The sequence below is a fragment of the Streptomyces sp. NPDC030799 genome (assembly GCF_055572255.1).
Map to the genome: position 1 here is coordinate 414,206 of NZ_JBVIDS010000007.1, position 20,978 is coordinate 435,183.

The 20,978-nt window shown below is 71.1% G+C and carries 19 protein-coding genes; 8 read left to right on the forward strand and 11 right to left on the reverse strand.

What is annotated here, in order from left to right; genetic code table 11:
- The first annotated feature begins 55 nt into the window (after positions 1-55).
- Together ACZ41I_RS20545 and ACZ41I_RS20550 are read left to right on the forward strand one after the other, a co-directional pair.
- Positions 56-1,705, forward strand: a complete 1,650-nt coding sequence (locus ACZ41I_RS20545; RefSeq protein WP_468514735.1) for a nucleic acid/nucleotide deaminase domain-containing protein — start codon at positions 56-58, stop codon at positions 1,703-1,705.
- 21 nt (positions 1,706-1,726) lie between these two features.
- Positions 1,727-2,284 (forward strand): SUKH-4 family immunity protein, encoded by a 558-nt coding sequence (locus ACZ41I_RS20550; RefSeq protein ID WP_468325127.1) that lies wholly within the window; start codon positions 1,727-1,729, stop codon positions 2,282-2,284.
- A 27-nt stretch (positions 2,285-2,311) separates the two neighbouring features.
- On the opposite strand, the gene ACZ41I_RS20555 is transcribed toward ACZ41I_RS20550, so the two are convergent.
- Complete coding sequence (locus tag ACZ41I_RS20555; protein ID WP_468514736.1) at positions 2,312-3,286, reverse strand: helix-turn-helix transcriptional regulator; 975 nt, start codon at positions 3,284-3,286, stop codon at positions 2,312-2,314.
- Between the two features lie 72 nt (positions 3,287-3,358).
- Between ACZ41I_RS20555 and ACZ41I_RS20560 the strand changes: the two genes are divergently transcribed.
- Entirely contained in the window at positions 3,359-3,769 is a 411-nt protein-coding gene (locus tag ACZ41I_RS20560; RefSeq protein WP_468514737.1) for a VOC family protein, read from the forward strand.
- A gap of 114 nt (positions 3,770-3,883) precedes the next feature.
- On the opposite strand, the gene ACZ41I_RS20565 is transcribed toward ACZ41I_RS20560, so the two are convergent.
- Positions 3,884-5,044, reverse strand: a complete 1,161-nt coding sequence (locus tag ACZ41I_RS20565; RefSeq protein WP_363214295.1) for a hypothetical protein — start codon at positions 5,042-5,044, stop codon at positions 3,884-3,886.
- A gap of 148 nt (positions 5,045-5,192) precedes the next feature.
- Between ACZ41I_RS20565 and ACZ41I_RS20570 the strand changes: the two genes are divergently transcribed.
- Entirely contained in the window at positions 5,193-6,011 is an 819-nt protein-coding gene (locus ACZ41I_RS20570) for a DUF4253 domain-containing protein (protein WP_468325139.1), read from the forward strand.
- 19 nt (positions 6,012-6,030) lie between these two features.
- Here ACZ41I_RS20570 and ACZ41I_RS20575 read toward each other — a convergent pair whose 3' ends face one another.
- The 3 genes from ACZ41I_RS20575 to ACZ41I_RS20585 form a co-directional block, all read right to left on the reverse strand.
- Positions 6,031-7,254 (reverse strand): aminotransferase-like domain-containing protein, encoded by a 1,224-nt coding sequence (locus ACZ41I_RS20575; RefSeq protein ID WP_363214297.1) that lies wholly within the window; start codon positions 7,252-7,254, stop codon positions 6,031-6,033.
- Positions 7,255-7,417: 163 nt separating this feature from the next.
- Positions 7,418-8,410: a porphobilinogen synthase gene (gene hemB, locus ACZ41I_RS20580; protein WP_468325143.1), complete on the reverse strand. Its 993-nt coding sequence runs from the start codon at positions 8,408-8,410 to the stop codon at positions 7,418-7,420.
- 5 nt (positions 8,411-8,415) lie between these two features.
- Positions 8,416-8,985 (reverse strand): CGNR zinc finger domain-containing protein, encoded by a 570-nt coding sequence (locus tag ACZ41I_RS20585; protein ID WP_468514738.1) that lies wholly within the window; start codon positions 8,983-8,985, stop codon positions 8,416-8,418.
- Positions 8,986-9,011: 26 nt separating this feature from the next.
- Between ACZ41I_RS20585 and ACZ41I_RS20590 the strand changes: the two genes are divergently transcribed.
- On the forward strand, positions 9,012-10,304 hold the full coding sequence (locus ACZ41I_RS20590) for an MFS transporter (protein WP_468514739.1): 1,293 nt from the start codon (positions 9,012-9,014) through the stop codon (positions 10,302-10,304).
- A 52-nt stretch (positions 10,305-10,356) separates the two neighbouring features.
- Here ACZ41I_RS20590 and ACZ41I_RS20595 read toward each other — a convergent pair whose 3' ends face one another.
- From ACZ41I_RS20595 to ACZ41I_RS20615, 5 genes are all read right to left on the reverse strand, one after another.
- Positions 10,357-12,069, reverse strand: a complete 1,713-nt coding sequence (locus tag ACZ41I_RS20595; protein WP_363219971.1) for a bifunctional uroporphyrinogen-III C-methyltransferase/uroporphyrinogen-III synthase — start codon at positions 12,067-12,069, stop codon at positions 10,357-10,359.
- Entirely contained in the window at positions 12,066-13,025 is a 960-nt protein-coding gene (hemC, locus tag ACZ41I_RS20600) for a hydroxymethylbilane synthase (protein WP_363219970.1), read from the reverse strand. The genes ACZ41I_RS20595 and hemC overlap by 4 nt, the downstream gene beginning before the upstream one ends.
- Entirely contained in the window at positions 13,022-14,761 is a 1,740-nt protein-coding gene (locus ACZ41I_RS20605; protein ID WP_468514740.1) for a glutamyl-tRNA reductase, read from the reverse strand. Before ACZ41I_RS20605 ends, hemC begins: the two co-directional genes overlap by 4 nt.
- Entirely contained in the window at positions 14,758-15,534 is a 777-nt protein-coding gene (locus ACZ41I_RS20610) for a redox-sensing transcriptional repressor Rex (RefSeq protein WP_363219968.1), read from the reverse strand. The genes ACZ41I_RS20605 and ACZ41I_RS20610 overlap by 4 nt, the downstream gene beginning before the upstream one ends.
- 281 nt (positions 15,535-15,815) lie before the next feature.
- On the reverse strand, positions 15,816-16,097 hold the full coding sequence (locus tag ACZ41I_RS20615; protein WP_363219967.1) for a glutaredoxin family protein: 282 nt from the start codon (positions 16,095-16,097) through the stop codon (positions 15,816-15,818).
- Between the two features lie 142 nt (positions 16,098-16,239).
- Between ACZ41I_RS20615 and ACZ41I_RS20620 the strand changes: the two genes are divergently transcribed.
- The 3 genes from ACZ41I_RS20620 (at position 16,240) to ACZ41I_RS20630 (ending at position 19,798) form a co-directional block, all read left to right on the forward strand.
- A complete protein-coding gene (locus ACZ41I_RS20620; protein ID WP_363219966.1) occupies positions 16,240-17,169 on the forward strand; it encodes an HAD family hydrolase in 930 nt (309 codons plus the stop codon).
- A gap of 330 nt (positions 17,170-17,499) precedes the next feature.
- Entirely contained in the window at positions 17,500-18,333 is an 834-nt protein-coding gene (locus ACZ41I_RS20625; RefSeq protein WP_363219965.1) for an ECF subfamily RNA polymerase sigma factor, BldN family, read from the forward strand.
- A gap of 247 nt (positions 18,334-18,580) precedes the next feature.
- Positions 18,581-19,798: a DUF5667 domain-containing protein gene (locus tag ACZ41I_RS20630; RefSeq protein ID WP_399774631.1), complete on the forward strand. Its 1,218-nt coding sequence runs from the start codon at positions 18,581-18,583 to the stop codon at positions 19,796-19,798.
- A 104-nt stretch (positions 19,799-19,902) separates the two neighbouring features.
- Here ACZ41I_RS20630 and ACZ41I_RS20635 read toward each other — a convergent pair whose 3' ends face one another.
- Entirely contained in the window at positions 19,903-20,973 is a 1,071-nt protein-coding gene (locus ACZ41I_RS20635; RefSeq protein ID WP_363220140.1) for a lysophospholipid acyltransferase family protein, read from the reverse strand.
- Between the last annotated feature and the right edge of the window lie 5 nt (positions 20,974-20,978).

Genomic DNA, 20,978 nt, shown 5'->3' on the forward strand with positions numbered 1-20,978 from the left:
CGTTAGGGTTTTACCGCTCATACGATGATCGGAATGGCGAGGGGGCGTCACGGGGATGGGCTACACGATTCCGGGATGGCTGGACCAGGTCCTCGACTACATCGGCATCCACTTTCCGAACGTCGACGAGGACGACTACCGCCACATGGCCACGGCCATGCGGGAGTTCGCCGACAAGTTCGAGGGACACGGCGCGGACGCGCACAAGACGGTCGAGCAGATCCTGGCCTCCTCGCACGGCTGGGCCGTCCACTCGATGCAGACCCACTGGAACCAGGTCAAGGCCGGCCACCTCGACAAGATCCCGGAGCTGGCCCGCCTCTTCGCCGACGCCCTGGACGTCGTCGCGGACATCGTCTTCGGCATGAAGACGAAGGCGGAGGCCGAACTCGCCGTCATGGCAGGCTCGGTGGGCCTTTCGATCGGCGCGGCCTTCATCACCGGAGGCCTGTCCGCCGTGCTCGGCGCGGCCGAGATCACGGCCATGCGCCAGCTGGTGAAACGAATCATCGACGAGGCCGCCGACCAGATCGTGAACGAGCTGCTCGCGAAGGTCACCGAGCCGGTCAACGCCAAGCTGGAGGCGATGATCGAGGACGCGGTCCTTAACCTGGCGGAGGACGCCTTCACCCTGCCGCCGGCCCCGACCGGCGCGGGCGGAGGCGGCGGCGGCGAGCACGGGCACGGCCATGGACACGGCGGCATGAAGCTGGCCTCCGCGGGAGGTGGAAGCGGTGGCATGGAACTGGCCTCCGCATCCGGCGGCTCTGGCGCGGGAGGCGACCTCCACATCGACCACGAAGAGTTCGAGAGCGGCGCCGGCAAACTCTCCTTCCACGGCGGCGAACTCCATACGAACAGCGCCGCCCCACTCGGCCGGGCCAAGGGCCTGTTCGGCCGCACAAGGGGCAAGGACCCCTTCACCCAGGCCTTCGACTCGGTGATCCACGGCGCCCTGAAAGGCTGCGAGAAGGCTCTCGGCAAGATCGGCAAACACCTCACGGAGACGATCCCCAACCGAGCGAAGGCGGTCTCGCATCTGCACAAAGCCCATGACAACGAGATAGGACTGCGGGCCAAGGGCATCAGGACGGGCAGGGACGGCGAGCAGCGTATGTACCTGATGCACGCCGACGGGTCCGTGCAGCGACTGCATAGCGACGGCGGTACGGCAGAGCTCGACGACCACGACAGAAGCCGTCTCCATGGAATCGTCGGCGACGACGGCCGTTTCTACATCCCTTCGACGCAGAAACAGAAGTCGGAGTTTTACGCTGAAGAATCCCATAAAGGCCGGGTGAAGTCCAAGAAGATCAATGCATCCACCAGCGATCTGGCCCGGGCCACGCAGGCAGCCCGTGTCGCACGGGACGACTTCGATGGGACGAACTATGCAGCAGGCCGCTACGTCGACGCGGGCGGCAGGGAATCAATTCTCGTCGGATACAGCAACAAGCGAGGACATTCCGAGCGAATGATCGGATTCCCAATCATTCACTCGGGCCAAAAGCACAGACTTAAAGAAATATTCACGGAACGAGAACCCTGCCAGAAGAATCCGGTGTGCGCTCGCTGGCTGAGCTACCATTTCGGACAGGAATTCAAGGTCACCCACGCAGCGAACTACTACGACCAGAACATGAAGACCACCAACACAGAACACACCAAGTACGTGAGTGGTCTGAAGAAGGCCCTCGGACTTTAGCGGCACGCTAGGATGCCACCCATGCATTTCACTGTCACCCCCACCGCCATGCTCGACGCCTACGGCTTGACCAATGTGGTCTACTATCCACAATTCGCCGTCGATGGCCCCGTCGACTCACGCGCCTTGTCCCTCCTCAGTTCCGTGGGACTTCCGCACTCGGAAGTCTTCGCATCCAAAGAGGATCCGGAGGACCCCTACGAGCCGGGCTTCGACCCGCTCGTCATCGGCAGTCGCTTCGATCATTACGGTTGGTCATGCCCGGAGGAAAGCCGGACGTGGTGGATGCTGGGCTACCTGTTCACCTCGCTCATCGCCCTCGACCCGCACTCGGGCAAAGTCTATGCATTTCCTGAGAGCGAATCGCAATATATCCTCCTGCACCGCGATGTCGAATCGCTTCTCTTCAGTCTCATCGAGTTCCGAAAGCTCGAAGTCGGCCACGACAACAACATGGACCGAACGGAACTCTCCGAGCGTTTCCGGCGCGTGGTCGGCGCCTTCGATCCCACACCGTTCACCGATGAGGAGTCACAGTGGAACCTGTCGCTTGAGGAATTCGAGAACGGTATGTGGTGAGACTCGTGCCGCCGGTATTGCGGTCGGTCAGCCGGAGGGTGCCTCCGCAGCCGCCGCGTTCTCCTCGGCCAGCTCCAGGGCGCGGCGTGTCAGGGCCTGGCGTACGGGGTCCGGGGTGAGGACCCGCAGCGGTGTTCCCAGGCCGAGGAGGTAGCGGGCGAGGCCGTCCGGGTCGGGGCCGCCGATGTCGACCAGGGTGGCGTCCTCGCCGTCGGGGCGATGGGTGCCGACCGTGGGCGGGATCAGCCGTAGCGCCTCGCTCATGGGGACGGGGAGGCGGACGGTCGCGGACAGGGGGTAGGGGCCGTTTGCGATGTTGCGGGAGACCAGGCGCGCCGGGTCCGGCGGGTCGGTGAGGTCGGCCGGGTGGCCGGTGGGCTGGAGGCGGTCGACCCGGTCGGCGCGGAAGGTGCGCCACTGGCCCCGGGTCACGTCCCGCGCGACGAAGTACCAGCGGCGGCCCGTGTGGACGAGGCGGTAGGGGTCCACCTCCCGGACCGTGGCCCGCCCCTCCCCGTCGGTGTACGACAGCCGGGCACGTTCGCCTTGGCGGCAGGCGACCGCCAGCTCCAGCAGCAGCCCCGGCCTGATCTGAGGGCCGTCGGCTCCGGGAAGCCGTACGAAGGCGTCGTCCAGGTCGCCGAGGCGGTCCGCGATGCGCCGGGGCAGCACCTGGCGCAGCTTCAGCAGTGCGGAGAGGGCCGCCTGGTCACCACCGAGCGCGTCGCTCAGGGCGGCTTCGCGCAGGCCGACCGCCACGGCCAGCGCTTCCTCGTCGTCGAGGATCAGCGGCGGCACCCGGGATCCGGCGCGCAGACGGTAACCGCCCCAGGGGCCGGCCTCGGAGTCGACCGAGTAGCCGAGGTCCCGGAGCCTTGCCACGTCCCGGCGCACCGTGCGATCGGTGACCTCCATGCGCTCGGCCAGCTCGGCGCAGGTCCAGGACGGGCGGGAGGACAGCAGGGAGAGCAGCCGGAGCAGGCGGGCGGATGAACTGAGCACGGCCGGAAGTCTGGCATGTCTCCCGCATGACCAGGACCGGAACTGTCCTGGTCATGTCCTAGCGTCTCTCCCATGACCACGGAGACCACTTCCACGTCCGCTTCCATGTCCGCTTCCGCACCCGCGTTCCGCTATGCCGCCGTCACCTTCGACTGCGCCGACCCCGCCGAACTGGCTCGTTTCTACGGTGAGTCGCTCGGCATGTCCGTCCTCTTCTCCACCGACGACTTCGTCCTGCTCGGCAAGGAAGGCGCGACCGGCCTCGGCTTCAACCGTCTCGCCGACTACCGCCCGCCCACCTGGCCGGACCCGGCGCAGGAGAAGCAGGCGCACATCGAGTTGGGCGTCGACGACCTCGACGTCGCCGAGAAGCGTCTGCTCGAACTGGGCGCGAGCAAGCCCGAGTTCCAGCCCGGCGGGGAGCGCTGGCGGGTACTGCTGGACCCCGCCGGGCACCCGTTCTGCATCACGACCCTGGTCTAGGGATTCAGGGCCCCTCGTCGCCGCACCGAGGGAGTGGCCATCGCTGCTGTGACCCCGCGGCCACTTGCGCACGCCGCCGAGGCAGGCAAGGGCGGAGAGGGAGGCCGGCCTCGGTCAGTTGTTGACGAGGGCGCCCTGGACCGGCTCCCCGCCCGAGCGCCGGCCCCGTCCGCCCCGTCCACCGCGTGGCGCCCGCTGGGGCCAGAACAGTACGTACGCCGCCGAGCCGATCCCGAAGGCGAGGCGGATGAACCCCTGGGCGTCGTCCGACGGGATCAGCAGGGCGCTGCCGTAGAGGGAGATCAGCGCGATCCAGCTCACCCACGGGACCAGGCGGCGTTGGCCTATCGAGTCCCAGATGAGGGTGCCGAGGAGGACCGAGGCGTTGTAGTACGTGTACACGCTGGGGTCGAGCAGGATGCGTGCGTCGGCGGCCAGGAACACGACCGCCGGCCAGCGGTTCCGGCGCACCGCGAGTGCGCCCAGCGCCATGCCCAGGGCCATCTGGGTGGGGCGGTCCCACCACGGGGTCACGGGGTCGTTCACGCCGAACCAGCGCAGTGAGGACGCCGGCTGGTTGGGGATGGTGAAGCGGGCCGCGTGCAGGGTGTCCAGGTGGGTCAGGTAGAAGGGGAGCCAGGCCACCGCCACCAGGGCGACGGCCCAGGCCGCCGAGCGGAGGCGGTGCGGGCGGGGCAGGGCCAGGAGCAGGGGCAGGAAGCCGACCGCCCAGGGTTTGGAGTCGACCGCCAGCGCCAGGAACACGCCCATCGCCGTGGCGTTGCCGCGGACCAGTGCGCGGACGGCGAGGGTGGTGAAGAACAGGGCCAGGACGTCGTCGAGGTGGGCGAAGCGGACCGAGACCTCGACCCACATGGGGATGAAGGCGGCGCCGGCGATCAGGACGCGCTGCTGGAGGCGTCTGTGGTTGAGGCCGGTGCCCCGGTTGTGGTCGGCGGCGGCACGGCCGATCAGAACCAGCATGTACAGGCCGAGGCCGGACATGAACGCGTCGGCCAGTTTTTCGCCGACGTCGGCGGGGAACGGTGCGAAAAGGCCGGCCACCACAAAGCTGACGGGGCCGATCTGCAGGTCGGGATGGTTGGCGTAGAGGGCGAGGCCGCCGCCCGACTGCAGGCCGAACAGGAGTTGCTGGCCGGTTGTCAGGTAGTGCCACGAAATGGCGGCGTGGCGCTCGGCCACCACGAACCAGACGGCCGTCCACAAGGTGAGCAGCACGATGTGCCATCGCACCGGGTAACGCCCGATCCGCACGTTCCGTCCTTCCCCTCGCCGCCCTCGCCGTCCGCCCGTCACCCGTCCCCATCACAGCACCACCTGGTAAGAGCGGCTTCGACGAACGCCGGTTCATCGGTGAGGCCGGTCAACGGCGTTGTCAGTGCCGGGCTTTACAGTCACGGACATGGCGACTCTTCCCAATCCGCTGCCCAAGCTGGCCACCGACCCCAGCGGGCGTTCCCTAGGGCTCCAACTGCCGCCCGGCAGGCTCGTCGACATGTCCCACGACGGCTCCTGGCACGAACCTCTGCTGTGGTACGCGGAGAAGCCGGCCGCGCCGGGCACCTGGAAGGCGCTGGGCGCGCCGGCTGCCCGCGCCGGGCTGCTGCCCGTGCTCGTGGCCGGTGGTTCCGGGGACGGCGTGGAGAGCTGGGTGCTGCTGCCCGGCGAGACGTCGTACCCGGGCGATCACGACGCCGAGGACGTCCTCGCGGAGTACTGGGAGGAGGAGACGGAGGACGGTGGGACAGCCGAGGAGATCGAGCCGTTCGGGAGCGAATGGCCCGGTCTCGCGCCCGCCCCCGCCGCCCTCTCCGCCGACCCGGACACCCGCGCCGCGCAGGTCGCCGACGCGCTGGGCGGGGACCGGGAGCCGGACGTCGAGGAGGCGCACCTCGCCCTGGTTCCGGCCCGCCGGTCCGCCGACATCCCGGCGGCGATCGGCTGGACCGGCCCGGTGAACTACGAGGCCGACGTGGCCCGGATGTGCGCGGTGCTGCGCTCCTGGGAGGACCGCTTCGGCATACGGGTCGTGGCCCTCGGTCTGGACACCCTCGTCGTGTCCGTCGCGGCCCCGCCGGCCACGCAGGAGGAGGCCGAGGCGGTGGCGGCGGAGCACTTCGCGTTCTGCCCGGACATCGTGCTGCAGGGCGAGCGGGACACCCTCCGCACCTACGCGAAGGACCTGGTCGGGCAGCCCGTGTGGACCTTCTGGTGGGACTGACGGCGGCAGCCGGGCCGGCTCAGCCGCCGAGCCCCCGCGCCAGCCGCCGCAGCCCCTCGGCGATCTCCTCGGGTGTCTGCGTGACGAAGCACAGGCGAAGGGTGGAGGGGTCGGGTGCGCCCGCGTAGAAGGGCGCACCGGGGACGTAGGCCACGTTCTGCTCGACCACACGAGGAAGCAGGGCGAGGGTGTCGTACGACTCCGGCAGGCGCACCCAGAGGAACATGCCGCCCTCGGGCCGGCTCCACTGCGAGCCGGGCGGGAGGGCGGCCGGCAGGCCCGCGAGCATGGCGTCCCGGCGGGCGCCGTACACGGCCCGCACCCGCTCCACATGGGCGTCCAGGACGTCCAGGTAGCGGGCCGCGGCGAGCTGGTTGAGCGTCGGGGTGTGCAGGTCCGCCGCCTGCTTGGCCACGGTGCACGCCCAGCGCAGCTCGGCGGGCGCGCGCAGCCAGCCGAGGCGCAGGCCGGGGGCCATCACCTTGGAGAAGGAGCCGAGGACGACGGTGCGGTCCTCGGCACCGGGCAGGGCGGCGATCCAGGGAACGGGTTCACCGTCGTAGCGGAGTTCGCCGTACGGGTCGTCCTCGACGATCCACAGGCCCTGGCGGGCCGCCACGGCGGCGATCGCCGTGCGGCGCGGCGCGGGCATCGTGCGGCCGGTGGGGTTCTGGAAGGTGGGGACGAGGTAGAGCAGCTTGGGGCGTTCACGGCGGATCGCCTCCTCCAGCGCGGCCGGGTCCACCCCGTCCGCGTCGCCCGGCACGGCCACCACGCGTGCGCCCGCGAGACCGAAGACCTGAAGTGCCGCCAAATAGCAGGGGTCTTCCACCAGCACTGTGTCGCCGGGTTCGAGCAGGGCCGTGGCCAGGAGGGACAGGGCCTGCTGGGAGCCGGTGGTGATGAGCAGGTCGTCGGGGGTGGTGGGCAGGCCGCGGGCGGTGATGCGTGCGGCCAGGGCGGCGCGGAGGACGGGCTCGCCCTCGGTCGTGGAGTACTGCAGCGCCTGTGCCGGGGCGTCCGCCAGGACCTCCCGGAATGCCGCCGCCATGCCCTCCCGGTCGAAGAGTTCCGGTGCCGGGAGGCCGCCCGCGAAGTTGATCATCTCGGGCCGTGCGGTGACCGCGAGGATGTCCCGCACGGGCGACCCGCCCACACGGCGAGCCCGTGCGGCGAGGGGCGGGACGGGAGCGGGCTCGGCGAGGGTCGTGAGGAATCTCGGGGCGGACTCGGCGACGGTCATGGCGCGGCTCTCCTTCGGCTCTCGGAGCCGACAGACTAGAGACGTACGTGCCGTCTACAACGGTAATTCCGCGATCCGGACGGTCCGTTGGTGTCCGTGCGCGCCAAGAGCGCCCCGAAGGAGCGGCGATCAGCCCCCGCGGCCCCGCCCCCGTCACTCGCCCCTACCGCAGCTTCTGTGCCACCTCGGTCGCCCAGTAGGTGAGGATGTTCCGCGCCCCGGCGCGCTTGATGCCGGTCAGGGTCTCGAAGACGGCCCGGTCCCGGTCCACCCAGCCCTTCTCGGCGGCGGCCTCGACCATCGCGTACTCGCCGGAGATCTGGTAGGCGGCGACGGGCACGTCCACCGCGTCCGCGACCCGGGCCAGGATGTCGAGGTACGGACCGGCCGGCTTGACCATGACCATGTCCGCGCCCTCGGCGAGGTCCAGCTCCAGCTCCCGCAGCGACTCACGCCAGTTGGCGGGGTCCTGCTGGTAGGTCTTGCGGTCGCCCTGGAGCGAAGAGGCGACGGCCTCGCGGAAGGGGCCGTAGAAGGCGGAGGAGTACTTGGCGGTGTAGGCGAGGATCGCCACGTCCTCGCGGCCGATCTGGTCCAGCGCATCGCGGACGACGCCGATCTGACCGTCCATCATCCCGCTCGGCCCGACGACGTGGGCGCCGGCATCGGCCTGCACCTGGGCCATCTCGGCGTACCGCTCCAGGGTCGCGTCGTTGTCGACGCGGCCCTCGGCGTCCAGGACCCCGCAGTGCCCGTGGTCGGTGAACTCGTCGAGGCACAGGTCGGACATGACGAGCAGGTCGTCGCCGACCTCGGCACGGACGTCACGAAGGGCGACCTGCAGAATCCCGTCCGGATCGGTCCCGGCCGTGCCCTGCGCGTCCTTCTTGGCCTCCTCCGGCACACCGAACAGCATGATCCCGGAGATCCCGGCCGCCACGGCCTCCGCCGCCGCCTTCTTCAGGCTGTCGCGGGTGTGCTGGACGACTCCGGGCATGGCGCCGATCGGCACGGGCTCGCTCACGCCCTCGCGGATGAAGGCGGGGAGGATGAAATCGGCGGGGTGCAGGCGCGTCTCGGCGACCATACGGCGCATGACGGGCGAGGTGCGCAGCCGCCGGGGACGGGTACCGGGAAACGATCCGTACTTCGTCATGCCTTCTACGCTACGCCCGCCCGGCCCCGGCCTTTGCCAACACCGTGTCGGCCCGCTGCATCGCCCGGCCGGGCGCGGTGGCGGCGCACGGCGTCGCGGTTGGCACACCGGTGTGAGCAGTAGCGGCGGCGCCCGGTACGCGTGGTGTCGGCGAAGATCGTGGTGCATTCGGTGACGGCGCACCGCCCGAGCCGGTGCATGCCGCGCCCGACCAGGTGCAGCGCGGTGCCCACCGAGACCAGCGCGAACAGCAGGCCGCCGAGCGACTGGCGCTCGTCGCGGTAGTGCAGGTGCCAGCCGCCCGCGTGGTCGGTCAGACGGGGGTGGGAAGTGCCCTCGGCCAGCATCAGATTGAGGCGCGCGGCGCGCTGGCGCTCGTCCGGTGCGTCGACCACTCCCTCCCATGCGTCGAGCAAGGCGTGCGTGCGCGTCAGATCGGCTTCGGTGGCGGTGTCTTCGACCACCAGGCCGGCGGCACGGCAGCGAGTCACCAGCTCCTCGGGGCTCGCCGGGCGCCCGTTGGCGAGCGCGGCGGCAAGGTGCACGGCGTCCTCGCCGTAAGGGTTGAGGTGCATAAGCCCATTACACCAGCCTGGGGCTCATGAGTCACCACTCCGCCGCGGCGGTCGCGGTCCGCGATCCGTACCGCTGGACGGTCCTCGGGATCGCCACCTTCACCCAGGCCGCCTCCTGCTTCTTCGTCCAGGGCATCGGGGCGATGGCCGTTCCCCTGGAACGCGCGCTCGACCTCGGCACGGCCCAGCTCGGCCTGCTCCTGTCCGCCTCCCAACTGATGCCGCTGATCGGCCTGCTGGTGGTGGGTGACCTGCTGGACCGCTACGACGAGCGGTGGGTCGTCGGCATCGGTGCGGGCGTGGTCGGCCTGGGGCTGCTCACCGGGAGCCTGGCGCAGGGATACGTGTCCCTGCTCGTCGTCCTTCTGGTCGTCGGGGCCGGGTACAGCACGGCGCAGCCGGGCGGCAGCAAGTCGGTCGCGGCCTGGTTCGACCCCGGGCAGCGGGGGTTCGCGATGGGTGTCCGGCAGGCCGGGCTTCCGCTGGGCGGGGCCCTCGCCGCGGCCGTGCTGCCGGCTCTTGCCGTGTCGTACGGGTGGCGGTCGGCGCTCGCGGCCGGCGGCCTCGTCGCACTCCTGGGCGCCGGGACGTTCACCGCGCTCTACCGCCGGCCGGCCATGCCGTCGCCGATGCCTGCGGCCCCTGCCGGCGCCGCGTACGACGTACCGGCCGCGTCACTCCTCGCCCGGCTGACGATGCTCCGTGAACCGGCCATGCGGAGGATCCTGCTCTCCGGCCTGTGCATGGTCTCGGTGCACAGCGGCATCGGCGTCCTCGGCGCGCTCTACCTCCACGAGGCCACCTCCCTCGGACCCGGCCCGGCCGCCGCCGTCCTCGTGGCGGTCCAAGTGGCGGGCGGACTCGGCCGGATCGCGCTCGCGGCGTGGAGCGACCACAGCCGCGCCGGCCGCTACCTGCCCATCCTGGTCAGCATGGCCGCGGCAGTGGCCGGACTCGTGGCCCTGACGACCCCGGTGGGCCGTCACCCCGGGGCGGCCGCGGTCCTGTTCGCCTGGCTCGGTTTCTTCGGGATCGGCTGGTACGGCCCCTGGGTCGCCCACCTCACCGAGTCCGCCCCGTCGGGCCGGACCGGCTTCGCCCTCGGCCTGGTCATGGCCATCACCCAGGTGGCCGTGATCCTGGTCCCGCCCGCCCTCGGTCTCCTCCGCGACGCCACCGGCAGCTTCACCCCCGCCTGGGCGGCCCTCGCCGTGCCCACGGCGGCGACCGTCGCGCTCACCGCACGCGGAGCCCTCCCCGCGACCCGAACCCGGTCCCGCCGAGCGGCACCGGTCGAGAAAGTGCGGGCAGAGAAATGACCGTGGCGCCCCGCACCCGGGTTCACGGGTGCGGGGCGCCACGGGTCTGCCGTCAGGTGGTCGTACGGCGCCTGCGCGCTCCCGGGCGGCGTTCGCTGGGCCGCGTCACCGGGTCCCCGGCTTCCACCGCGGCAGCGCGCCGCTTCATCCCGAAGTCGGCCAGCGCCTCGGCCAGCTTGTGCACGGACGGCTCGGGAGCCATCACATCGACCCGCAGACCATGTTCCTCGGCGGTCTTGGCCGTGGCAGGACCGATGCACGCGATCACCGTCACGTTGTGCGGCTTGCCCGCGATGCCGACCAGGTTGCGGACCGTGGACGACGACGTGAAGAGCACCGCGTCGAACCCGCCGCCCTTGATCGCCTCACGCGTCTCCGCCGGCGGCGGCGAGGCACGGACGGTCCGGTAGGCCGTGACGTCGTCGACCTCCCAGCCCAGCTCGATCAGACCGGCCACCAGGGTCTCCGTGGCGATGTCCGCCCGGGGCAGGAAGACACGGTCGATCGGGTCGAACACCGGGTCGTACGGCGGCCAGTCCTCCAGCAGACCCGCGGCCGACTGCTCGCCGCTCGGCACCAGGTCCGGCTTCACGCCGAAGGCGACCAGCGCCTTGGCCGTCTGCTCGCCCACCGCGGCCACCTTGATACCGGCGAAGGCACGCGCGTCGAGGCCGTACTCCTCGAACTTCTCCCGTACCGCCTTCACCGCGTTGACCGACGTGAACGCGATCCACTCGTAGCGGCCGGTCACCAGGCCCTTGACCGCGCGCTCCATCTGCTGGGGCGTGCGCGGCGGCTCGACCGCGATCGTCGGGACCTCGTGCGGCACCGCGCCGTAGGACCGCAGCTGGTCGGAGAGCGACGCCGCCTGCTCCTTCGTGCGCGGCACGAGCACCTTCCAGCCGAACAGCGGCTTGGACTCGAACCACGACAGCTGGTCGCGCCGGGCGGCGGCGCTGCGCTCGCCGACCACGGCTATGACCGGCCGGCCGCCGTCGGGGGACGGCAGCACCTTCGCCTGCTTCAGGGTCTGCGCGATCGTGCCGAGCGTCGCCGTCCAGGTGCGCTGGCGGGTCGTCGTACCGGCGATCGTCACCGTCAGGGGGGTGTCCGGCTTGCGGCCCGCCGTCACCAGCTCACCCGCCGCGGCGGCGACCGAGTCCAGGGTCGTGGAGACGACGACCGTGCCGTCCGAGGCGCCGACCTCCGTCCAGCACCGGTCGGAGGCCGTACGGGCGTCCACGAACCGGACGTCCGCGCCCTCGGCGTCCCGCAGCGGCACACCGGCGTACGCGGGCACGCCGACTGCCGCCGCCACGCCCGGTACGACCTCGAAGGGCACCCCGGCGGCGGCGCAGGCGAGCATTTCCTCGGCCGCGTACGTATCAAGTCCCGGGTCCCCGGACACCGCACGCACGACCCGCCTGCCGCCCCGCGCAGCCTCCATGACAAGATGAGCGGCATCCCGGGCAGCAGCCGGGGCCGCGGCGGTTGTTGACGTGCCGTCAACGACCGTCAGCTGGGGCGTGCCCGTGCCCGGCGGCGACACCGAGGAGGAGTCGCTGTCCGTGGGCACGACGGAGACGCCCTGTCGGGCGTGCGTCCGGATCACGTCGAGCACCTCGTGCTCGGCGACCAGGACGTCCGCGTGCGACAGCGCCTCCACGGCGCGCAGAGTCAGCAGTCCCGGATCTCCGGGTCCGGCACCGAGGAAGGTGACGTGCCCGTGTTCAGGACCGGCGGCAGGAAGGGCGGTGGGGCTCAATGTGCTCGCTCCCCCATCAGACCGGCCGCGCCCTGGGCGAGCATCTCGGTGGCAAGATCGCGACCGAGTGCCATCGCCTGGTCGTGCGTCTGGGGCACGGGACCGGTGGTGGACAGCTGCACCATGCGGGTGCCGTCGGTCGTGCCGACGACGCCGCGCAGGCGCATTTCCTTGACAATCTGCCCGTCGGCCAGAAGGTCGGCCAGCGCGCCCACGGGGGCGCTGCAGCCGGCCTCCAGGGCGGCGAGCAGTGACCGTTCGGCGGTCACGGCGGCCCGCGTGAACGGGTCGTCGAGCTCGCCGAGCGCCGCGATCAGGTCCGCGTTGTCCGCGGCACACTCGATCGCCAGGGCCCCCTGGCCGGGGGCGGGCAAAACCGTGTCGACCGACAGGAAGTCGGTCACCTCGTCGATCCGGCCGATCCGGTTCAGTCCGGCGGCGGCCAGCACGACCGCGTCGAGTTCGCCGTCCCGGACGTACCGGATGCGGGTGTCGACGTTGCCGCGTATCGGGACCGTCTCTATGTCCAGTCCGTGGGCGCGGGCGTACGCGTTCAGCTGCGCCATGCGGCGCGGCGCGCCGGTGCCGATGCGCGCCCCGCGCGGCAGGTCCGTGAACTTCAGCGCGTCACGGGCGACGATCACGTCCCGCGGGTCCTCGCGCTCCGGTACGGCGGCCAGGACCAGCTCCTCGGGCTGCGCGGTGGGCAGGTCCTTGAGCGAATGAACCGCGAAGTCGACCTCGCCCTTGAGCAGCGCGTCGCGCAGCGCCGTGACGAACACGCCGGTGCCGCCGATCTGCGCCAGCTGCTCACGGGAGGTGTCGCCGTACGTGGTGATCTCGACCAGCTCGACGGGCCGCCCGGTCACCTGGCGGACGGCCTCCGCCACCTGCCCGGACTGGGCCATGGCGAGCTTGCTCCGCCTGGTCCCCAGTCTCAAAGCCTTGTCACTCATGCCGGTCGGTCCTTCTTGTCTGTGCTGTCCCCGGCCCGGGAGACGGAGGCGACCGTCTCGGGGTCGAGGTCGAACAGGGTGCGCAGCGCGTCCGCGTACCCGGCACCGCCGGGCTCGGCCGCGAGCTGTTTGACCCGTACGGTCGGCGCGTGCAGCAGCTTGTCGACGACCCGGTGCACAGCCTGGCGGATCTCGCCGCGCTGGCGTTCGTCCAGGTCGGGCAGGCGGCCGTCGAGCCGTGCGATCTCACTGGCGACGACGTCGGCGGCCATGGTGCGCAGCGCGACCACGGTCGGCGTGATGTGCGCCGCCCGCTGTGCCGCGCCGAAGGCCGCGACCTCGTCGGAGACGATACGCCGGACCAGGTCCACATCGGCCGCCATCGGCGCGTCGGCGGAAGCTTCCGCCAGCGACTCGATGTCGACCAGCCGCACCCCGGCCAGCCGGTGCACGGCCGCGTCGATGTCGCGGGGCATGGCCAGGTCGAGCAGGAAGAGGGAGGGCGCCGGACGCTCGGCCACCGGCTCCGGCTTGCGCCGCTCGGGGATCCGGCCGACGGTCGCGACGGTCGCGGCGAGCGCGGTGATCAGCTCGGCGTCCGCCTCGGGTGAGCGCCGGTCCCGGCGGTCCACCGTGCCGCCCGCCACCCAGGCCGCGTGCTGCTCCAAAGTGGCCGCGTCCATGCCGGCGACGGCCGCCTCCCCCATGACGGAGAAGCCGGGCTGCACGGCGGCCAGGTCCAGCGGGCAGTTCTCGTCGGTTCCGACGCCGGCGGGCGGCAGCGGAGTGGCGGTGGTCTTCGCGGCCGGGGCGACGCCGGCCTTGGGGGCCGTACGGGCGCTGCCGTCCTCGGTGGTACGACCGCTGTCGGCGATCTCGGCGACGGGGACGCCGGTGCGGCCCTCGACCGCCTGGGCGACCGCCTCGGCCGTGAGCACCAGGCCCGTCGCCCCGGTACAGGAGACGATGACGTCGGCACGTGTCAGCTCGCCCGGTATGGCATCCATCGGCACCGCGCGGGCCGTCGCCGTGTTGTCCTCGGCGTCCGTGAGGATCTGCGCGAGCCGCTCGGCGCGCTCGAAGGTGCGGTTGGCGACGACGACCTCGCCCACCCCGGCCCGCGCAAGCGTGGCCGCGGCCAGCGAGGACATCGAGCCGGCGCCGATGACCAGCGCCTTCTTGCCCTCCGCCCAGGCGGGCACCGCTGCGGAGACGGCCAGCTGTTCCAGGCCGAAGGTGACCAGGGACTGCCCGGCGCGGTCGATACCGGTCTCGGAGTGGGCCCGCTTGCCCACCCGCAGGGCCTGCTGGAACAGGTCGTTCAGCAGCCGTCCGGCGGTGTGCAGCTCCTGCGCCCTGGCCAGGGCGTCCTTGATCTGCCCGAGGATCTGCCCCTCGCCGACGACCATCGAGTCCAGGCCGCAGGCCACCGAGAACAGGTGGTGGACGGCCCGGTCCTCGTAGTGGACGTAGAGATAGGGGGTCAGTTCCTCCAGGCCGACACCGCTGTGCTGGGCGAGCAGCGTGGACAGCTCGGCGACACCGGCGTGGAACTTGTCCACGTCGGCGTACAGCTCGATGCGGTTGCAGGTGGCGAGCACCGCGGCCTCGGTGGCCGGCTCGGCGGCGACCGTGTCCTGCAGCAGCTTGGTCTGGGCGTCCGCGCTCAGCGCGGCCCGCTCCAGCACGCTGACCGGCGCGCTGCGGTGGCTCAGCCCGACGACGAGGAGACTCATGCCGGCATCACGGCGGGTACGTCCCCGTCGGGTCCCTGGTCGGCGGAAGCGTCGGCGGCCACGCCGCGGGGAGCGGCGGCGGGCAGCGCGCCGTCGCCCGCGGCGGTCTCCTCGCCGGCCTTGCGCTGCTCGTGGAAGGCGAGGATCTGGAGTTCGATCGAGAGGTCGACCTTGCGCACGTCGACGCCGTCCGGGACGGACAGCACGGTCGGCGCGAAGTTCAGGATCGAGGTGACCCCGGCGGCCACGAGCCGGTCGCAGACCTGCTGGGCGGCACCGGCGGGGGTGGCGATCACGCCGATGGAGACGCCGTTGTCCTTGATGATCTTTTCGAGGTCGTCCGTGTGCTGGACGGGGATGCCGGCCACCGGCTTTCCGGCCATTGCGGGATCGGCGTCGATGAGGGCCGCGACCCGGAATCCACGGGAGGCGAACCCGCCGTAGTTGGCCAGGGCGGCGCCGAGGTTGCCGATACCGACGATGACAACCGGCCAGTCCTGGGTCAGGCCGAGTTCACGGGAGATCTGGTAGACGAGATACTCCACGTCGTAGCCGACACCGCGCGTTCCGTAGGAGCCCAGGTACGAGAAGTCCTTGCGCAGCTTGGCGGAGTTGACCCCCGCCGCCGCGGCCAGCTCCTCGGAGGAGACCGTGGGTACCGAGCGCTCCGACAGCGCGGTCAGGGCTCGGAGGTACAGCGGAAGCCTGGCGACGGTGGCCTCGGGAATCCCTCGGCTACGGGTCGCCGGTCGGTGTGTTCGGCCAGTTGCCACGGTGCTCCTGCGGGTAGAGCGGGGCTGCGGGCGGTCATACGTCCCCAGACCGCCCCGTCGACAGCAGGCTATGTCTTTGTGAACGCGTGCACAAAGATGGTGTCCGATTTGCCCGGCAGAAGTGACCGGGGTCACGCAACCGGGGCGCCCTCGCCGGGAACCGGCACATACGCACCGACGTTCCTTCGTTACTGGGGGCAAAACCGCACACTCTCCTCACGAATCCCGCCCCCGACACCAAACCGCCGTCGATCCTAAGCGACTTTCCGGGCCAGTTTGGACTAGTCGGTCAGTGCCCGACGCAGTCGCTCCTCGTTCACACGCCAGAACGTGTGCTGCTCGCCGTCGATCAGTACGACCGGGATCTGCTCCCAGTACTGATCGTGCAGCGAGCGGTCCTCGGTGATGTCCTTCTGCTCCCAGGACACGCCGAGTTCGCCGCAGACCTTCTCGACGACGAGCTCCGCGTCGTCGCACAGATGACAGCCGGGCTTGCGGATCAGTGTGACGAGCCGCTCGCGGGGATCGGCCTTGCGCCGGAACAGGGGACTCATACCGGCCATTCTCCCGCGCCGGCCGCCGACCGCTCCCCCGCGCGCCCCCCACCTGGTCCGGCAGGGGTTTAACGGCCCGGTCGCGGAGAGTTCACACCCTTCCAACCTCTCGCCTGCAGGAAGCACCGAACAAACTGGCTATGCTCACGACATGGCCGCTCTCGGATGGCTCACCCCCCGTAGGCGCTCCGCCACGGCGCGCAGCGTGTTGGCAGGCGAGGCCTCGGCGGAGGCTGCCCGCAAGTCCTCCCAGGAAGCGCAGGAGGCTCCGCAGGTCGCCGAGGAGGAGCCGGAGTTCCCGGTCCTCGGCGACGACAAGGCGGCTGCCTTCTTCGACCTCGACAACACCGTGATGCAGGGCGCCGCGCTCTTCCACTTCGGCCGGGGCCTGTACAAGCGGAAGTTCTTCGAGACCCGCGACCTGGCCAGGTTCGCCTGGCAGCAGGCGTGGTTCCGGCTGGCCGGCGTCGAGGACCCGGAGCACATGCAGGAGGCCCGGGACTCGGCACTGTCGATCGTCAAGGGCCACCGCGTCGCCGAGCTCGCATCGATCGGCGAGGAGATCTACGACGAGTACATGGCCGACCGCATCTGGCCCGGCACCCGCGCCCTGGCCCAGGCCCACCTGGACGCCGGCCAGAAGGTGTGGCTCGTCACGGCGGCGCCGGTGGAGATCGCCCAGGTGATCGCCCGCCGCCTGGGCCTCACGGGCGCCCTCGGCACGGTGGCCGAGTCGGTGGACGGCGTCTACACCGGCAAGCTGGTCGGCGAGCCCCTCCACGGCCCCGCGAAGGCGGAGGCGGTCCGCGCCCTGGCCGCGGCGGAAGGCCTGGACCTGTCCCGCTGCGCGGCCTACAGCGACAGCCACAACGACATTCCCATGCTGTCCCTGGTCGGCCACCCGTACGCCATCAACCCCGACGCCAAGCTGCGCAGGCACGCCCGCGAGAAGGACTGGCGGCTGCGGGACTACCGCACGGGACGGAAGGCGGCGAAGGTCGGCATCCCGGCGGCCGCCGGGGTCGGCGCGGTCGCCGGCGGTACGGCGGCGGCGATCGCCCTGAGCCGCCGGCGCCGATAGATCCGGATCGGCGGACCCGGATCACCGTCGCAGAAGCGCGTCAATCCCGCTCCCACCGGTACCGCGCCCGGATTATGCCGCGGCCATTTCAACACGCGCCCTACCTCGCCGAAACCAGCCCCATTTCGATCAACAAGCGGTCAGTCTGCGGCACTTGATGCGGCGTCAATCGATAAGAGAAGCGACGCAATCGATGATTTGAGCAACTCGGTGTAGCAGTGCCTGCACGAAGCGTTATTCTCCTCAGACGCAAACCGGTACCCCTCCGTCGCTACGACGGGTGAACGGTCCCGCACTGCACGTGATGGAAGCTCTGCCTCTGGGAGTCCCGTGTACCCACACGTCGGGGTTGACGCCTCGGGCCTGGCTACGCTGCGCGCAACAGTCGCAACGGTCAAAGAGACGCTGCGCGGCCTCGTCCCCACCGCGTACGCCGTCCCCGCCTTCGCCGCCGCCGCGCCCGTGGGCCCGTGCTACGCACTGGCCGACGGCATGGAGCAGGGGCCGGCGCGCAGCGCCGTCGTCGAGGGGCGGTGGTCGGGTGACGGGCGGGCGGCCGGCAGACGAGGACGCTCCGCCGGCGCCACCACCGCCCGCCGTCCGGCCGCCGACAGCGACAGCGCCCGGATGATGGACCTGGTCGAGCGCGCCCAGGCGGGCGAGGCCGAGGCCTTCGGCCGGCTGTACGACCAGTACAGCGACACGGTGTACCGGTACATCTACTACCGCGTCGGCGGCCGGGCCACCGCCGAGGACCTCACCAGCGAGACCTTTCTGCGGGCCCTCAGGAGGATCGGCACCTTCACCTGGCAGGGCCGGGACTTCGGCGCCTGGCTGGTGACGATCGCCCGGAACCTGGTCGCCGACCACTTCAAGTCCAGCCGCTTCCGGCTGGAGGTCACCACCGGCGAGATGCTCGACGCCAACGAGGTCGAGCGCTCCCCGGAGGACTCCGTCCTGGAGTCCCTGTCGAACGCCGCGCTGCTCGACGCCGTACGCCGGCTCAACCCGCAGCAGCAGGAGTGCGTGACGCTCCGCTTTCTGCAGGGCCTCTCGGTCGCCGAGACCGCCCGCGTCATGGGCAAGAACGAAGGCGCCATCAAGACCCTGCAGTACCGCGCCGTACGCACCCTGGCCCGGCTTCTGCCGGACGACGCGCGCTGAGCCGCAGCCCACGCCCCGACACCCACAGCGATGTCCAACTCACGTTCAGTGAAGGCCGGTTGCCTTTCCGAACCGGTCATCCGCCGTCCGTAACCCAAGTGCCGCGCCAGTCGTTGTGCGGGATACAGGCTCCCTGTGGTCACGTCTTGGCCGACCCTGATCACTCGATCGTGTGGAAGTGGTCGCGGCGTGCAACCCTCAGGACCCCCTGGGGAGTCGACCGTCATGACGAGAGGAGGTGCCGCCAGTGATCGCGAACGTATCGGCCCACCGGCGGGCGAGCGCCTTCGCCCAGGCCCTGGAGGAGCAGTCCGACTGGGACACGGCGGCCGAGCAGTCCGTAGGTCCGGCGGGATGTCCGCCGACCGCCGAGGAACAGACCGAGCAGGGCGAGCTGCTGGCCCTCGCCGCGGACCTCGGCGCACTGCCCAGGCCGCAGCTCGACCCCGAGGTCAAGGTCGTGCAGCGCGCCCAGCTGGTGGCCGCGATGGAGGCCATGCTCCAGGAGGGCGCCGGGGCGGCGGACGCGTCGGTACCCAGACAGAAAGGCGCGCACCGGGCGAGCCCCCTGGGCAAACTCCGCCCGCGTTCCCGGCTGACCAAGGGGCTCGCCGCGGGCGGCCTCAGCGTCGGCGTGGCCGCCGGGGCCTTCGGCGGCGTCGCCGCCGCGAGTTCCGACGCCCTGCCCGGCGACTCGCTGTACGGCCTCAAACGCGGAATCGAGGACTTCAAGCTCAACTACCTGGCCGACGGCGACGACCAGCGCGGCCAGACCTACCTCGACCAGGCCTCCACCCGGCTCAGCGAGGCTCGTCGGCTGATGGAGCGGGGACGCGGCGGCCGGCTCGACCACGAGTCCATCGGTGAGATCCGCCGCACGCTCTCGGGCATGCAGCACGACGTGACCGAGGGCCACCGCCTGCTCCACGAGGCCTATGAGGCCGACCCCGGCTCGCTCGGCCCGATCCAGGCCCTGTCCGCGTTCTCCCGCTCCCACCGGGAAGCCTGGAGCGCGCTCAGCGACAAGCTGCCCGTGCAGCTCGGGGACGTCAAAGAGCAGGTGTCGTCGGTGTTCGACGCCATAGACCAAGAGGTCGCCCCGCTGCAGTCCCTGCTCCCGCAGTCGCCCTCCCCGAGCAGCGACGGCAAGCGGCAGGGCGCCGGCTCCGCATCCACCGGTTCCTCCGGCGGCCACCGGTCCGCGGCACCCAGCTCCGCCGGCCACACCCCGTCCTCCGGCAAGCACACGAGCACCGGAGACCCGAGCCACTCGGCCATCGGCAACGGCGGCGAGGGCCTCATCGGCGGCAACACGGGCGGCCTGCTGGAACCGCCGAAGCTCGGCCCCGGCAGCAGCGCGCCGTCCACCAGCAAGCCCCCGACGAGCGCACCGGACGTCACCGTCCCGCCGCTCCTGCCGGGCCTCCTGCCCGGCCTGGGCATCGAGGGCGAGGAAACGCACTAGCCCCGACACGGGTACGACGGCCCGGGTACGACGGTGGGGGCGCCCTTTCCAAGCAGGGCGCCCCCACCGTCGTACCCGGGCCAGTACCGGCCGGCGCCTCCGGCTCAGAAGAACACCGACCTCCGCTGCACCAGCAGCTTGTACAGCGTGTGCTGGATCTGTTCCCGTACCTGGTCGGTCAGGTTGAACATCAGCATCGGATCCTCGGCCGCCTCCGGCGGATAACCGTCCGTCGGGATCGGCTCGCCGAACTGGATGGTCCACTTCGTCGGCAACGGGACCGCGCCGAGCGGGCCGAGCCAGGGGAACGTCGGAGTCAGCGGGAAGTACGGGAAGCCCAGCAGTCGCGCCAGCGTCTTCGCGTTGCCGATCATCGGGTAGATCTCCTCCGCCCCGACGATCGAGCACGGAATGATCGGCGCGCCCTGACGCAGCGCGGTCGACACGAAACCGCCGCGGCCGAACCGCTGGAGCTTGTACCGCTCGCTGAAAGGTTTCCCGATGCCCTTGAAACCCTCCGGCATCACCCCGACCAGCTCGCCCTGCGCCAGCAGCCGCTCCGCGTCCTCCGCGCACGCCAGGGTGTGCCCCAGCTTGCGGGCCAGCTCGTTGACCACCGGCAGCACGAACACCAAGTCGGCCGCCAGCAGCCGCAGATGACGGTCGGCCGGATGGTGGTCGTGCACGGCGACCTGCATCATCAGGCCGTCCAGCGGCAGAGTCCCGGAGTGGTTGGCGACGATCAGCGCCCCGCCCTTCGCCGGGATGTTCTCGATGCCCTTCACCTCGACCCGGAAGTACTTCTCGTAGACCGGCCGCAGCAGCGACATCAGGACCTGGTCGGTCAGCTCCTCGTCGTAACCGAAGTCGTCGACGTCGTAGTCCCCGGTCAGCCGGCGCCGCAGAAAGGCCAGCCCGGCCGCCACGCGCCGCTCCAGGCCGCTGTCCCGCCCGTCGGCCCCCGACGCCCCCCGAGGCTCCTCGGCACGGCTCACAGGCCCATCCTCCTGCGCCTGGGCCCGGCCCGGCAGAGGTTGGACCTCACCCATCTCCCCGGCCCCGGCCTCGCCGAGGGGGCCGCGCCGGCTGCCCGCGCCGCGGCGCCGCGCCGGGCGCTGCACGGCGCTCCCACGGGACCGGTCGTCGTCGAACGGAATGACCTTGGCGTCCGCCATCGTTG

Coding starts and splice junctions, on each gene's coding strand:
- ACZ41I_RS20635 (WP_363220140.1), bottom strand. CDS start 20,973: ATGGCGGACGCCAAGGTCATTCCGTTCGACGACGACCGGTCCCGTGGG.
- ACZ41I_RS20575 (WP_363214297.1), bottom strand. CDS start 7,254: ATGACCGTCGCCGAGTCCGCCCCGAGATTCCTCACGACCCTCGCCGAG.
- ACZ41I_RS20550 (WP_468325127.1), top strand. CDS start 1,727: ATGCATTTCACTGTCACCCCCACCGCCATGCTCGACGCCTACGGCTTG.
- ACZ41I_RS20605 (WP_468514740.1), bottom strand. CDS start 14,761: ATGAGTCTCCTCGTCGTCGGGCTGAGCCACCGCAGCGCGCCGGTCAGC.
- ACZ41I_RS20615 (WP_363219967.1), bottom strand. CDS start 16,097: ATGGCCGGTATGAGTCCCCTGTTCCGGCGCAAGGCCGATCCCCGCGAG.
- ACZ41I_RS20560 (WP_468514737.1), top strand. CDS start 3,359: ATGACCACGGAGACCACTTCCACGTCCGCTTCCATGTCCGCTTCCGCA.
- hemB (WP_468325143.1), bottom strand. CDS start 8,410: ATGACGAAGTACGGATCGTTTCCCGGTACCCGTCCCCGGCGGCTGCGC.
- ACZ41I_RS20570 (WP_468325139.1), top strand. CDS start 5,193: ATGGCGACTCTTCCCAATCCGCTGCCCAAGCTGGCCACCGACCCCAGC.
- ACZ41I_RS20585 (WP_468514738.1), bottom strand. CDS start 8,985: ATGCACCTCAACCCTTACGGCGAGGACGCCGTGCACCTTGCCGCCGCG.
- ACZ41I_RS20545 (WP_468514735.1), top strand. CDS start 56: ATGGGCTACACGATTCCGGGATGGCTGGACCAGGTCCTCGACTACATC.
- hemC (WP_363219970.1), bottom strand. CDS start 13,025: ATGAGTGACAAGGCTTTGAGACTGGGGACCAGGCGGAGCAAGCTCGCC.
- ACZ41I_RS20620 (WP_363219966.1), top strand. CDS start 16,240: ATGGCCGCTCTCGGATGGCTCACCCCCCGTAGGCGCTCCGCCACGGCG.
- ACZ41I_RS20590 (WP_468514739.1), top strand. CDS start 9,012: ATGAGTCACCACTCCGCCGCGGCGGTCGCGGTCCGCGATCCGTACCGC.